This window comes from Parabacteroides sp. AF27-14 (genome assembly GCF_003635425.1).
Taxonomy (GTDB): domain Bacteria; phylum Bacteroidota; class Bacteroidia; order Bacteroidales; family Tannerellaceae; genus Parabacteroides; species Parabacteroides distasonis.
In genome coordinates this window covers 158153-172352 of sequence record NZ_QTLZ01000006.1, presented here as the reverse complement: position 1 = coordinate 172352, position 14200 = coordinate 158153, and the positions used below count along the sequence as shown (strand labels likewise).

Below are 14200 nucleotides of genomic sequence, written 5' to 3'. Positions count from 1 at the left end.
TTTTTAATTATTTGAAGGGATAAATGGTTAATGACGTAACCGTGAACGCTCCTCCCTTCGCATTGAAACTAATGCGATTATACGGCTCTTCCGGGAAGACTAGGTTGGTCATGACAAACTCTCCATTCCCGTCGAAGGCCTCTATGCTACAATTGTCTACCAACAAGCGTAAGGTATATTCCTTAGCGGCGGAGATCGGGGCCGAGGTAGCCGTGGCGAATGTCTTGCTAAAATCCGTAGCCCCGCTGTTACGGCGATCCATCGTGAACGTATTATCCAGAAGATTATAATACATCTCCACTTCCTCGCCTTTCGAGTTAAACAACTGGAAGCTCATGATATCGGCTCCGTTATTCTTAAACTTGATCTCGATCTCATAGGTTCCCGTATGATCGGAAAGTATCGGATTGACCTCATGGGAACGGTCTACCTTGAAGGAACCTTTCTTCTGGGCTTTCCCTCTCAACTTCAACACCTCGGGAGACGGGGTGCTGCTCAAGTACGTCTGCCCGTTTTTCGTATAAAGAGCCAAGTCGCGAGGAACCGAGTTCGCACTCCGGTATTGCGAGGTCGGCACGTTATTCGCATACTCCCAATTGCTCATCCAAGCCAAGGCGATCTTCCGGTCCTCCGGAGCGTTACTCCATGTTACCGTAGCGTAATGATCCTTGCCGTAATCCATCCATTTGGTCAAGGCCGGAGATTCATTCACGAACTGTTTCCCATCGAACGTACCCACGAAATATTGGGTAGCGGAGCCGCCAAACGGACCGCCGGGATTGATATTACAGATCAAGACCCACTTCTTCAATTCCGTACCCTTCACCGGAAGCTCGATCAAGTCCGGGCATTCCCAAACGCCCGCATGCGCTCCTTGTCCTTCCCCGAAACTGCTCTCATACGTCCAGTCCTTCAAATTGGGAGAAGAATAGAGTTGCATCTCCTGCCCTACGGCGAGCACCATGATCCATTTATTGGATTCCTTATGCCAGAAGACTTTCGGGTCACGGAAATCACGTTGCGTAGAAGTAAGAATCGGATTCCGGTCATATTTCTTGAACGTCCGGCCGTTGTCCAAGCTATAGGCCATACTCTGCACTTGCCGGTCGCTGGCCGAGGTATAGAAAGCCACGATAGCGCCAGCGCCAAAACCGGCGGTATTATCCTTATCCACCACACAGCTACCGCTGAAGATCGTACCCAAGGCATCCGGAGCGATCGCCACCGGTTGATGCTCCCAATGAATCAAGTCCTTGCTGATCGCATGCCCCCAGTGCATATTCCCCCACATCGAGCCATACGGATTGTATTGATAGAACAAATGATACTCACCATCCTTGTATACCATGCCGTTCGGATCATTCATCCATCCCCAAGCCGGCGAGAAATGATAGGCCGGACGGAATTTCTCCCGGTTAGACGAATCAAACTGATCGGATAGCTTCATCTCTTTCCAGCAAAGAGCCGATTCCGGGGCAAGCTGGAAGTTGAAGGAGATATGCTTATCCGCATACCCTGATAGATCTACCGGAACGAAATAATCCACCTTATTCACCGCCAAACGAACATTAAAAGTCCGTACCACGTCATTATCGACAATCATATATAACTTGGATTCCGGCGAGGACTCCTCGACCGGAAGCAACAAATACTTGGCTTGCGCATCCACACGGACAATGCTTTGTCCTTCGCCCAGATGCTTTATATCTATAGTACGTTCTGCCGCATATCCGGCCAACGGATCGACAGCACTTAATAAAACGACACCGACAGCCATGCATAAACTCTTAAGAAGTCTCTTTGTTTGTTGTTTCATAAACGAACGGATTAAAGGATAATACAGTTTGATTCTCCGCCAAAATTAATAGGATTCTTCCGGATAGAAAAACACTTATCCCCTAAAGATGAGGAGATATGACATTTGTGATAAAGATCGTACAAATGTTATTGATACTCGGTAGGCGTAACCCCGTAGACCGCCTTGAAACATTTAGAGAAGTAAGCGGGCGAGGAGAAACCGGTTCGGTAAGCGACCTCACTCACCGTATACGCGTTCTGCCTCAACAACTGGGTCGCCTTATTCAAGCGATAGGTACGCAAGAACTCGACGGGTGCGGTTCCGGTAAGCTCCTTGATCTTCCGGTGAAGGTGCCCCCGGGATAATCCCAAGGTCTCGCTTAGTTTCTCCACATTATATTCGGGGTCCGCATAAACCGCCTCGATCTGTTCCGCGAACTTACGCAAGAAGGCATCATCGATACTCTCCACCTTTTCCGGCTCGGACAGAAGGAGCTTATTATCCCGCAGCTTCTCCAACAAACGTTCCCGTAACTTCTGGCGCTCTTGCAATAGGTGGATAATCTTGATCTTCACGTAATCCGTATGGAAAGGCTTCTGTATATAATCGTCCGCCCCGCCGGTTATTCCGAAAATCCGTTGACGCTCATCGGTCAAGGCGGTCAATAAGATCACCGGGATATGGCTAAAGGGAAGTTGCGACTTGATCGTCCGGCAAAGTTCGAAACCATTCATCTCCGGCATCATCACATCGCTTACTACCAATGATATCTCCTCCTCTTCCAATACCCGCAAGGCATCTTTCCCGTTCGCGGCCGTCCGGATCTTGAAATGAAGGCTAAGCTCACGTTCCAAAAAGCCGCGGACCTCATCGTCATCCTCGGTGATCAGTATCGTATAAGGATAGGTCTTGGAAAGCATCTCCTTGGTTTCCGAGTCGTCCAACCGGGAGGCTTCGTAGGCTTGATGGGATACGGACGTTTCCATCAGGTCGCTATCCTCGAAATGCGCCTTTCCTTTCCGTAGGCAAACCGTAAAGGTAGTCCTTTGTCCCGGCTCGCTCTCCACACGGATCTCCCCTCCGTGCATATGTATATATTCCTTTACCAAATGCAATCCGATCCCGGTTCCCATCGACCGATCCTCCGTATAGAAACGGTCAAACAGATGCGGAAGGTTAGCGGGTTGGATACCACTTCCCGTATCGATAACCCGTATAAAGACCCGATCTCCCTCTTCCGTCAGCTCTATTCGCACGCTACCTCCCTCCGGCGTAAACTTAAAAGCGTTCGAGAGAAGATTGAAAAATACCTTCTCCAATAAGTCCGGATCGATCCATAGCGTACATTGTTTTATCGAAGAAGTGAACGTATAGGAGATCGCACGTACCGAGGCCATACTGTCAAAATAAGATTTGATCTCGCCAACGAAAGGAACCAAATCGATTTCCCGTACCGCTAGTTTCTCTTGCTTGCCTTCCACCTTCCGGAAATCCAATATCTGATTGATCACACGCAACAAACGGTTGGCGTTCTTCTGGATCAACCGCAGATCCGAGGCGTAAGGAGATTCCCGCAACGAGACAATCAAGCGATCCAAAGGGGCGAGAATCAAGGTCAAGGGCGTACGTACCTCGTGGGAGACATTCGTAAAGAATTGGAGTTTCTGCGCTGTCACCTCTTTCATCTCCGCGTTCAAGGAGATTAGCTTACGATTCGCCTGCCTCATCTTCCGGTTTATGTAAAAGGCGTAAATGGAAAGGGCGATAAAACCGATCATCAATAAAGAGATCACCCCTAAAGAGTTTCGCAGGAAATAAAACCGGTCGGACAAACCGTCGATGCGGGAACGCTGCGCCTCGATACGTTGCTTATATTTCTGGAGTTGGTCCGCTTGCAACAATAAGGTGCGGGCAGACTGATGATCTACCGGGGCCGTACGAAGAGGGATAAACTTATCCACCGGCTCCCCCTGAATGATACGCATAGCCGTGCGAATCACCTGCTCCCCTCCTGTCGGATAGAGGAAAGAGGCGTTGATCCGTCCATCTTCCACGGCTTCCAGACCGGCACCCGCCACAGCATCCACGCCGATAATCCGCAAATCCCGTCCTCGGATGGAATCCCATGCTATAAAGTATTCCCGGGCGGCTATGGCCATCATGTCGTTATGGGCGTAAACGAAATCTATCTGCTCGGGATGCTCTAACTTCCGAAGCTCCATCCGGGCGGTATCGACCAGCCATTGTCCTTCTATCTTACGGAAAGAAAGATCCTCCCTTTCTCGCAAGGCATCGACAAAACCTTTATGTCGCTCTTGCGCCGGGGAGGTTTGCGTGAGTCCCCATATCTCTAAGATAATAGCGTTCGGGGGAAGATAATGGGCGGCGTAATTGCCTGCCGCTAGTCCGATCTCATAATTGTTCGCCCCGACAAAAGAGGTGTATTGATCGGTATTTACCTTGCGATCTGTAATGATCGTCGGGATTCCGGCACGGTACGCTTCCTCGGCAACTGCCGTGATCGGCTCGGATTGATAGGGGGAGATGATCAAGACATCCACCTTTTGGCGGATCAAGTCTCGTATTTGTTGTATTTGTGTCTCGTTATTGTTTTGCGCGTCCTTTATAATAATTTCCACATCATCATAGTTAGAGGCTTCGATACGCATATCGTTAATCATAGCTTCCCGCCAAGCATCGTCCAACATACATTGGGAGAGGCCGATAACGTGCCTCTTCTGTTTCCCCGAGCTCGTGCAACCACACAATACGATCAAGGTTAACCATACTAGTAAAAAGGGATGCTTCATATACAAGAATAAAGGTCTAACGTATTTGCCACAGGGCTGGCACAACCTTGCCATGCCTGTGGCACGACAGTGCCATACGGATGGCATAGCTGTGCCATAACCAGTGGCACAACTATGCCATCAGCATGGCACTGCCATGTCATCGGTTAATGGCACTAATTATGCACCAGTGTCCCGATATTCTCTCCGCTCATCACTTTCTTCAAGTTGCCGTTGGTGTCCATATCGAATACGATGATCGGGAGGTTGTTCTCTTTACACATCGTGGTAGCGGTCAAGTCCATCACCTTCAGGCCCCGGGTATAGATCTCATCATACGTAATATCGGAGAACTTGGTAGCCGTAGGATCTTTCTCCGGATCAGCGGTGTAAATACCGTCCACACGGGTACCTTTCAGCATGACATCCGCCTCGATCTCGATGCCTCTCAAGGAAGATCCGGTATCCGTAGTAAAGAACGGATTACCCGTACCGCCAGACATGATTACCACGTTGCCTTGTTCCAGCAACTCGATCGCACACCATTTATTATAGAACTCGCCGATCGGTTCCATACGGATAGCCGTCAGTACCTTCGCCTTCACGCCTTGAGCGACCAAAGCGGAGCTAAGCGCCAAGCTATTGATCACCGTTGCCAGCATACCCATCTGGTCTCCTTTTACCCGATCGAAACCTTTGGAAGCGCCGCTCAACCCGCGGAAAATATTACCGCCACCGATCACGATACCGATCTGTACACCCATCTCGGCGATCTCCTTGATCTGTGCCGCATATTCATTCAAGCGAACCTCATCGATCCCATATTGTTTACCACCCATCAGCGACTCCCCGCTTAATTTTAATAAGATACGTTTGTATTGAGCCATGTTTTGTATATATTTAATATGTAATTCCGCAAAAGTAATGATTTATTGAAGGCTTGTGATAATTCGCAAGACATTCGATTTCAAAGGAAGAAGACTTTGTTTGATAATCGCAAATATAATAGCCTCATCAATACTAGAATATTCATGTGAAATAATATTCCTTAGTCCTATAATCTTTCGCCAAGGAACATCTGGAAAACTCAACAATAGTTCACCATTTGTTTGATCATCTATCTTTTTAATGCTCTCCCCTATAATTTGAAGACGCATGACACATCCGTCAAATACCAAAACACTATCAGGAGACAATAAAAACTCTTCCGGAGTATTGATAGCCTCACTCCAATGAAGTATCAAATCTATTGACTCGACAACTTGTTCGCAACGGTCTATAATTCGATTCTTATCAAACATAGATTCCGTCTTTAAGAATATTATTTTTTAGCGCAGGCCGTAAAGAGTCTCTTAATCGGACTAAATCCACCTTACATTTACACAAAGACTCCAAAAGCTCTTTTAGATCGAAGATAATAAAAGGCTCGACTTTCTCTAATGACACAAATACGTCTAAGTCACTATCCTCCCTATGTTCACCTCTAGCCACTGAACCAAATATCCCCAGTTCCTTAATCCCGAACTGAGCACCAAACTCTTTCTTGAATCTAGCCAATATCTCTTTATATTCTGCCGCAGACCTCATAATGAATCATTTTTACAAAATTAGGAATTAATCTTATAGTATACAACAATAAATAAAAAAGATCGCCCCAACCGATGTCGGGGCGATCTAAACACTAATCCCGTGTTTTGTAAGCTGCGAGGATTAGCTAAAATTATATGAAACGTTACTGGTTACTTTTTATCTAAGATCTCCAAGGTATCGGCGGCGATCATGAATTCCTCATCCGTAGGAACGACGATGATAGTCACCTTACTGTCCGGAGTGCTGATTACCATCTCCTCGCCACGCATACCCTCGTTCTTCTCAACATCGATCTTCATGCCCATGTATTCCATGTTCTCGCAAACCGCACGACGGGTCGCCCATTGGTTCTCGCCGACACCACCGGTCCAAACCAAGATATCACAACCACCCATAGCGGCGGCATAAGCGCCGATATATTTCTTGATGCGGTAGTTATATACGTTCAAGGTCATGATCGCACGCGGATTTCCGGCAGCTACGGCAGCCTCGATCTCACGCATATCGGAAGAGATACCGGAAAGACCGGCAACACCACTTCTCTTATTGATCAAGTCGGAAAGGCCGGCACCATCCATGCCTTCCTTATCCATGATGAAAGACAAAGCACCCGCATCCACGTCGCCGCAACGAGTACCCATCAACAGACCCTCAACCGGAGTCAAGCCCATGGAAGTATCCACGCTCTTACCATTCTTAATGGCGGTGATAGAACCACCGTTACCTACGTGAGCCGTGATAATCTTCTGATCCTCATAAGGAACACCTAAAATCTCGCAAGCACGACGGGATACATATCGATGACTGGTTCCGTGGAAGCCATAACGACGTACGCCATATTTCTTGTACATCTCGTAAGGCAAACCATACATATACGCATAATCCGGCATGGTCTGGTGGAAAGCCGTATCAAACACCGCTACTTGAGGAATACCCGGGATCAAAGCCTCCATCGCCCGAACACCCTTCAAGTTAGCCGGGTTATGAAGCGGAGCCAAATCAGAGCACTCGATTACCTTATTGATTACATCCTGATTGATCAATACGCTAGAAGCGAACTCCTCGCCACCATGTACCAAACGATGACCAACAGCGTCGATCTCCTTATAGTCCTTGATACAACCATAAGTAGCGTCGGTCAATACGCTCAAGATAAACTCGATGCCTTGTTGATGGCCGGGGATCTCTCTCTCGATAACCACCTTCTTGCCCTCCTTATCCGTCAATTTCAGGAACGCGCCCGGCAAACCGATTTTCTCGATACCACCTTGAGCCATAACCTCACCGGAGGTCATATCGAATAACTTATATTTGATAGAACTACTACCGCAGTTCAATACTAGAATCTTCATATTATTAAGTCGTTAGGATTATCTATTATTTTGCGGATTTCAAACCGATGGATTGATTACAAGCGATCGCTACCATCTTATAAATATCGTCTACGGAACAACCGCGAGACAAGTCATTCACCGGAGCGGCCATACCTTGAAGGATAGGACCGACAGCCTCAGCGCCACCCAAACGTTGAACCAGCTTATAAGCGATATTACCCACCTCCAAAGTCGGGAATACCAAAACATTCGCTTTACCGGCGATCTCGCTACCCGGAGCTTTCTTGCTACCTACAGCCTCAACCAAAGCGGCGTCGGCCTGCAACTCTCCGTCGATCTTCAAATCCGGAGCCATTTCCTTAGCCAAGCGAGTAGCCTCCACTACCTTGTCCACCATCTCGTGAGAAGCGCTACCCTTCGTAGAGAAGCTCAACATAGCCACACGAGGCTCAACGCCTACGATATTACGAGCCGTAGCGGCGGTAGCAACAGCGATGCTAGCTAACTCTTCCGCGTTCGGGTTTGGCATAACCGCGCAATCAGCGAATACCAAAATACCATTATCCCCATATTGAGGAGTCTGCGTGAACATAAGGAACGCACCGGAAACACACTTCATGCCCGGAGCCGTCTTGATAATTTGCAAAGCAGGACGCAATACATTACCCGTCGTATTCTCAGCGCCAGCGATCTCACCGTCAGCGTCACCCGCCTTGATCATCAAACAAGCCAAGAACAAAGGATCTTCAACTAGAACCGCAGCCTTCTCGGGAGTCATACCCTTCTTTTGGCGAAGTTGGAAAAGCAAGTCTGCGTACGCGGCTTTCTTCTCGTGATTTTTCGGATCGACAAGGGTTGCCTCACCGATGTGGTTCAACCCAAAACCAGCCGCCAACTCCTTGATCTCAGCGGGGTTTCCAATTAAGATAATGTCTGCTACACCGTCGGCCAGTAATCGGTCGGCAGCTTTAAGAGTTCTTTCCTCGGTACCTTCGGGAAGAACAATACGCTGCTTGTCAGCTTTAGCGCGCGCAATAATGTCTTGCATTAAATCCATAGCGGAAGATATTTTATATTATTTAATAATTGTACTCGTAATCCGGCTACAAAATTAGGCATAATGCAATATAGAGTTTACAAAATAGGCAAAAGAATTACAGGCAGAGATACCAGTTTCAGATCTTTTAACAGTAATTCGTCACTTCCCGCTCACCGGAGAGTATTTGTTGCAGTTCTTCCGCTGTCACATTCACACTTAGCTTGCCTTTATGGGCCACGGAGATCTTTCCTCTCTCCTCCGAGACAATAATAACCAGCGCATCTGTCTCCAATGACATCCCTAAACCGGAACGATGGCGCAATCCCATATCCTTGGGAAGGGTGGCGTTCTGGGCGACCGGCAAGATACAACCGGCCGCCTTGATCCGGTTATCGGCTATGATCATGGCACCATCATGCAACGGGCTGTTCTTAAAGAATATATTCTCGATCAAGCGGGCATTTACATCGGCGTTGAACATCTCGCCCGTATGCTCATAAATCGTCAAGTCCATATCTTGCTGGATCACGATCAAGGCACCCGTCTTTTTCCGGGCCATATTCATACAGGCCAAGACAACAGGGGCGACAAACTTCCCTTCTTTCTCCAGATCGTCTCCTCGTTTGGAAAAAAGTTTTCCTAGGAATTTCCAGCCCCGGTGCGAACCTAACGCCAACAGGAAACGGCGGATCTCGTCTTGGAAAAGGATTACCAAAACCACGAAACCTACGCTAATAAACTTATCCAAGATGGCCCCCATCAACCGCATCTCCAATACCTGCGAGATCAAGATCCATACGACGATGAATGATACGACTCCACTGAATATAGCCAATGTGCCTGAGCTTTTCATCAATTTATAGGTCTGGTACAGGAAGAAAGCCACCAGCAATACGTCAATCAAGTCTTTTATACCGAAATGCATCCACATAGTTAATCGAGAATTGAAAGTTGAAAATTGAAAATTATTTGTTGGTCATTTGACCTATGACGCGAATGGCTTCCACTGCTTCCCGCACGTCATGTACACGAAGGATATTAGCGCCGTTCAAGAGAGCGTACGTATTCAATACAGTCGTTCCGTTCAGGCTATCCGCAGGGGTTCCACCCAGTAATTTATAAATCATGCTTTTACGGGAGACTCCAACTAATAAAGGCAACTCAAAAATAGAGAACTCCTTTAAATGGCTCATCAATTGGTAATTCTGCTCCAACGTCTTACTAAAGCCAAAGCCGGGATCGAGGATGATATCATTCACCCCTAAAAGCCGAAGCTGGCATACCTTCCGGGAAAAATACAGCATGATCTCCTCCATCATATCCGGGTAATCAGTATGCCTCTGCATAGTTTGAGGGGTTCCACGCATATGCATCATGATATAAGGCACCTTCAAATCCGCTACCGTTTGGAACATATCCGCATCCAACTCACCGCCGGAGATATCGTTAATGATAGCTGCTCCATATTCCTCTACGCAACGACGCGCAATCCCCGCACGAAACGTATCTACGGACACCGGGATATCCGGGTAATGCTTATTTAATATATGTAAGGCAAACTCCAAACGGCGCATCTCTTCCTCCGGCGTAACCTCAGCGGCATCCGGACGGGATGAATAACCACCGATATCTATCCAATCTCCTCCCTCCGATAAGATTTCCCGGATACGGTCCTCGATAGCGGTCTCGGTCTGTTTGCGGCTGCCCGCATAAAAAGAATCAGGAGTAATATTCAAGATTCCCATCACCAACGGTGTCGCTAAAGAAGTAAGTGTCCCTCTAATATTGAGCGTTTTATCTAACATGATCTTTCCTTATTTCCAGCAAAGATACAGGTTTCTCTCTTAAAATCTCCTTCTAGATTCTTCATTCTTTATTTAATTGCTACATTTGCGCCGAATTAGACAGGAATAAATATTTAACGCGATACAGTCATGAGTATTATCGACCTCTATGATTTATTTATACATAACCCTCAAATAACGACAGATAGCCGGAACTGTCCGAAGGGTTCTATCTTCTTCGCCTTAAAAGGCGATAAATTCGATGGAAATCAATATGCCGGGAAAGCCTTGGCATCCGGCTGTGTCTATGCCGTCATAGACAATCCCGATTATTATATAGGCGAACGCACGATCCTTGTTGATAACGTGCTGAAGACCTTGCAACAATTAGCGCACCATCACCGCAAGGTACTGGGGTTGCCGATCATCGGGATTACCGGAACGAATGGCAAGACCACGACCAAAGAGTTATTGGCTGCCGTACTCTCAACGAAATTCAATTTGCTATATACCGAAGGTAATTTCAATAATCATATTGGCGTTCCCTTGACCTTGCTCCGATTGACTCATGACCATGAGATGGCGGTTATCGAGATGGGCGCCAGCCATCCGGGAGACATCAAGGAATTAGTGGATATCGTCCATCCTAACTATGGCATCATCACGAACGTAGGCCGTGCCCATCTGGAAGGCTTCGGTTCTTTCGAGGGTGTGATCCGGACAAAAGGGGAGTTATATGATTATATCCGTCGCTCCAAAGGCAAGATATTTATCAAGAAAGAGAACGAGTACCTTCAGTCTATCGCCAAAGGCATCGAACAAATCACATATGGAAACGGGGATGATGCTTTTGCGTCCGGACAGGTAGTCAGTTGCGATCCTTTCTTAGTGTTCAATTGGAAGCAACAAGGAAAGTTGCATACCGTCGAAACACATATGATCGGTAGTTATAACCTAGATAATGTATTGGCCGCCGTCGCCGTAGGCCGCTTCTTCAAGATCCCGGCAGAGCGTATCAGTCGTGCTATCGCCGCTTACGAGCCAACCAATAACCGTTCCCAATTCAAGAAAACCGAGAATAACGAATTGATTATCGATGCTTACAATGCGAATCCGAGTAGCATGAAAGTAGCTCTGGACAATTTCATCACCATGCCCGTACAGCCTAAAGCCATCATCCTTGGAGATATGCGCGAGCTTGGACCAACTAGCGACGAATTACACGCGGAGGTTGTCGAACAGATCAAGAAAGGCCAGTTCGACAAGGTGTTCCTCTGCGGCGAGCATTTCTCTAAAGTAGGCAAAGAGTTCTCCCCCTTCGCTACCACGGAGGCAATGGTGGAAGAGCTTCGGAAACAGCCGTTAAAGGGCTATCATATCTTGATCAAAGGCTCTCATAGCATGGGGCTGGAGAAACTAGCGGATATCCTATAAGCTATCATCGAACAAGACGGTTTTCAACTTCTGATACAAGAAGGAGAGAACCAATAAGATAACTCCCAAGATTATAAAGACGACCACTTTCCCGATCGTAGGCAAGAGCCACAGATCTACCAACACCAACTTTAGCAATACGATCGAGAAGGTGGCCAAACTAATCATCCGGACAACTTTCAGGTGCAATCGCATTCCCACCGCCATTTGCATAAAACCGGCAAGACTCAACGAGATAGAGAAGCCTGCGCTTAATTCATCCGGCAAGCCCAACTGATTCAACAAATTATTCGTTCCCACGGCCAGTAATATCGTAGACAGCAAACAAATATATAAGGTCATCCCATGTGTACGCTTTTCTCTTGCGTCAAATGACTTATAATAGTACCGCCCCAAGACAAAAATATGCCCCCCGATTAAAAGCAAGGAAACCCATAGCAGGAACCGGGGAATAAAGAGATCATCATACCCGACCCACAAAGACATTCCTCCGAACAGGGATAAAGATAGCCCCAAGAGTAGTCCGTATCCCCCCGCATTTCTTGACACAGGCAAATAGCTTTTCCCTAATAAAACATTCGCAGCAAATAAAACCGCCACCGTAAATGTCTCGATATAGCTAAAGGACACGATCGAAGGATCTACATATGAATAGAAATCGAAAACAAAGGCTATATATAATACGACACATCCCGTCAAGAGAGGCCCTTTCGTAGATATCCTTGTCGGACGTACCAACCAAGCGTCTACCCAATACGATAGCCCCGTAAAAATACCGGTAGCGAACAAGCCATTTATAAATAGGGAAGAATCTCCGTACCGAGCCTCCATACATCCGTGGAAGACATCCATTCCGTAAGAGCCCAGCGTCAAGACCGGAAGTACCCAAGCGAATATCTCGTAAACCCGCAGACGGAAACGACTATAGAACCAGAGAATAATCATTACCTCTGAAGCCCAAAACAAGGTAATAAAGGTCCCTTCCAGTTGGATCGGGATCGTCACCGATACGAACGTAAGAGCGATACCCAATAACGTATGCATCAAGAAAGTGAAAGGTTCCCCTTTCCGTTTGATCCAAAAGAAAAGAGCGAAGTTAATAGCCGCAACAAAAAGGGTTACCAGACCTTTGCAATTCCGCTCAAGCTCCATATTCTGCAGGAGACAAAGGGCAAAGAACAGGAATACGAAATTGTTCAATCCGATCACTCCTAATAAATATTGATTGATCCCCCGGATATTGATTCGTACGATGGAAGCGACCGATAATAAGAAGATCAAATAGAAGGCGATAGAGAAAATAAGTAAATGTGTTAATTGGACACTTCCCATCAAATCCAGATCCGCAGCATACGTATAACCCGCAAAGACGATCCAAGTCAAGGCAAAACAAATTACAGGCAATTCCCCCCACTTCTTATAGATAGATAGCCCGAACATTCCTAGGTCCAAGATCATGACATAGGTAAACAGCACCCAATAACTTCCATCTCCGCTACCCACTAAGAATGGAGCGATAAATCCACCCACCAAAGCGATAATCGCCAGTTCCCTACGATTATAGAGTATAGATAAAGACGACATAAATCCGGTAAACAGCACAAGCAGAATAAAAGCGACCGTTTGGCTAAACAGCCCGTAATAATGATAGGCGATCGCCACCGTTACATAGAAGATCGCGAAAGCGCCTCCCGCCAGCAAAGAGCTAAAGGTACGATAGGAATCCTTCAAACGCCAAGCCACGAATAGAAGTAATCCGCCCATCCCAAAGCCAAGGATCGTACGCAAGGTCTCGTTTATCCATTCCTTATCTATCGCATACTTCACGAAAAGCCCCATACCCAAGACGAGTATCAGGATACCAATTTTACCGAATAAGTTCTCACCGATATATTTCTCATAATTGACAGGTTTCCGCACCTTCTGGGGTTGAGGATTTTTAGCAGGTTCGACAATCGCCCTTACCGGTTCAGGTTGTACGAAAACTTCCGGCTCTTTCAAGATCTCAGGCTCCGGTTCCTTTATCTCGTCCACAACTTCCGGACTATTCTCCAAACGTTTACGCAAGGCAGCGATCTCTTTCAACAATTCCTCCGTTTTCTCTTGTGATTTGGATATCTTATTACGCAAGTTTATCCAAATCATGATCAGTAATAGAAGTATCAGTAAGGTATATTCCATAAACTCTAAAATTATAAGCTTGCCGCAATATACGCATTTATTTATGTAAAAGCTTTCCGAACCATAAAAAAGTCCCGACGATACGAATATCGCCGGGAGCAATTTTTTATCCGGTTTCCTTCCTCACGGAAATACTATCGGAAGAACTTTTTTACTTTAGTATTAACCACACGTTCCCCCATCACGGGATACTTTGTTGCGTGGAAATTATTTAATTAAATATATTTAGATAGAGACGGGACGTGCCCGCC

Annotated in this window: 11 protein-coding genes; 1 reads left to right on the top strand and 10 read right to left on the bottom strand. The window is 46.7% G+C overall.

Annotated elements, in window-relative coordinates; translation table 11 throughout:
• Positions 1-7: 7 nt before the first annotated feature.
• From DWY79_RS08985 to folP, 9 genes are all read right to left on the bottom strand, one after another.
• The gene (locus DWY79_RS08985; protein ID WP_005867366.1) at positions 8-1816 is read right to left on the bottom strand and encodes a DUF4980 domain-containing protein; all 1809 of its coding nucleotides are present in this window, start codon (positions 1814-1816) and stop codon (positions 8-10) included.
• Between the two features lie 128 nt (positions 1817-1944).
• Complete coding sequence (locus tag DWY79_RS08980; protein ID WP_122369219.1) at positions 1945-4608, bottom strand: substrate-binding domain-containing protein; 2664 nt, start codon at positions 4606-4608, stop codon at positions 1945-1947.
• 155 nt (positions 4609-4763) lie between these two features.
• Positions 4764-5474 (bottom strand): UMP kinase, encoded by a 711-nt coding sequence (gene pyrH, locus DWY79_RS08975; RefSeq protein WP_122369218.1) that lies wholly within the window; start codon positions 5472-5474, stop codon positions 4764-4766.
• Between the two features lie 42 nt (positions 5475-5516).
• On the bottom strand, positions 5517-5888 hold the full coding sequence (locus DWY79_RS08970) for a DUF86 domain-containing protein (RefSeq protein ID WP_005867361.1): 372 nt from the start codon (positions 5886-5888) through the stop codon (positions 5517-5519).
• Positions 5881-6174 carry a nucleotidyltransferase family protein gene (locus DWY79_RS08965; RefSeq protein ID WP_005867359.1) on the bottom strand — a complete coding sequence of 98 codons (294 nt, stop codon included), beginning with the start codon at positions 6172-6174 and terminating at the stop codon, positions 5881-5883. Before DWY79_RS08965 ends, DWY79_RS08970 begins: the two co-directional genes overlap by 8 nt.
• A gap of 152 nt (positions 6175-6326) precedes the next feature.
• A complete protein-coding gene (locus DWY79_RS08960) occupies positions 6327-7529 on the bottom strand; it encodes an acetate/propionate family kinase (protein ID WP_036614670.1) in 1203 nt (400 codons plus the stop codon).
• Between the two features lie 25 nt (positions 7530-7554).
• The gene (gene pta, locus DWY79_RS08955; RefSeq protein WP_005867355.1) at positions 7555-8568 is read right to left on the bottom strand and encodes a phosphate acetyltransferase; all 1014 of its coding nucleotides are present in this window, start codon (positions 8566-8568) and stop codon (positions 7555-7557) included.
• 127 nt (positions 8569-8695) lie between these two features.
• Positions 8696-9481 carry a diadenylate cyclase CdaA gene (cdaA, locus tag DWY79_RS08950; RefSeq protein ID WP_122143856.1) on the bottom strand — a complete coding sequence of 262 codons (786 nt, stop codon included), beginning with the start codon at positions 9479-9481 and terminating at the stop codon, positions 8696-8698.
• A gap of 34 nt (positions 9482-9515) precedes the next feature.
• Entirely contained in the window at positions 9516-10355 is an 840-nt protein-coding gene (gene folP, locus DWY79_RS08945) for a dihydropteroate synthase (RefSeq protein WP_122143855.1), read from the bottom strand.
• Positions 10356-10484: 129 nt separating this feature from the next.
• On the opposite strand from folP, the gene murF reads away from it, so the two are divergent.
• Positions 10485-11768, top strand: coding sequence for a UDP-N-acetylmuramoyl-tripeptide--D-alanyl-D-alanine ligase (gene murF / locus DWY79_RS08940; protein WP_005867352.1), 1284 nt, complete (start codon positions 10485-10487; stop codon positions 11766-11768).
• Here murF and DWY79_RS08935 read toward each other — a convergent pair.
• A complete protein-coding gene (locus tag DWY79_RS08935) occupies positions 11763-13949 on the bottom strand; it encodes a DUF2339 domain-containing protein (RefSeq protein ID WP_005867351.1) in 2187 nt (728 codons plus the stop codon). The genes murF and DWY79_RS08935 overlap by 6 nt on opposite strands.
• Positions 13950-14200 lie beyond the last annotated feature (251 nt).

Bases quoted from the DNA above. Each gene is read 5' to 3' on its own strand.
- cdaA (WP_122143856.1), bottom strand. From the start codon at position 9,481: ATGTGGATGCATTTCGGTATAAAAGACTTGATTGACGTATTGCTGGTG.
- folP (WP_122143855.1), bottom strand. From the start codon at position 10,355: ATGTTAGATAAAACGCTCAATATTAGAGGGACACTTACTTCTTTAGCG.
- DWY79_RS08960 (WP_036614670.1), bottom strand. From the start codon at position 7,529: ATGAAGATTCTAGTATTGAACTGCGGTAGTAGTTCTATCAAATATAAG.
- DWY79_RS08935 (WP_005867351.1), bottom strand. From the start codon at position 13,949: ATGGAATATACCTTACTGATACTTCTATTACTGATCATGATTTGGATA.
- DWY79_RS08970 (WP_005867361.1), bottom strand. From the start codon at position 5,888: ATGTTTGATAAGAATCGAATTATAGACCGTTGCGAACAAGTTGTCGAG.
- pyrH (WP_122369218.1), bottom strand. From the start codon at position 5,474: ATGGCTCAATACAAACGTATCTTATTAAAATTAAGCGGGGAGTCGCTG.
- DWY79_RS08980 (WP_122369219.1), bottom strand. From the start codon at position 4,608: ATGAAGCATCCCTTTTTACTAGTATGGTTAACCTTGATCGTATTGTGT.
- DWY79_RS08965 (WP_005867359.1), bottom strand. From the start codon at position 6,174: ATGAGGTCTGCGGCAGAATATAAAGAGATATTGGCTAGATTCAAGAAA.
- murF (WP_005867352.1), top strand. From the start codon at position 10,485: ATGAGTATTATCGACCTCTATGATTTATTTATACATAACCCTCAAATA.
- pta (WP_005867355.1), bottom strand. From the start codon at position 8,568: ATGGATTTAATGCAAGACATTATTGCGCGCGCTAAAGCTGACAAGCAG.
- DWY79_RS08985 (WP_005867366.1), bottom strand. From the start codon at position 1,816: ATGAAACAACAAACAAAGAGACTTCTTAAGAGTTTATGCATGGCTGTC.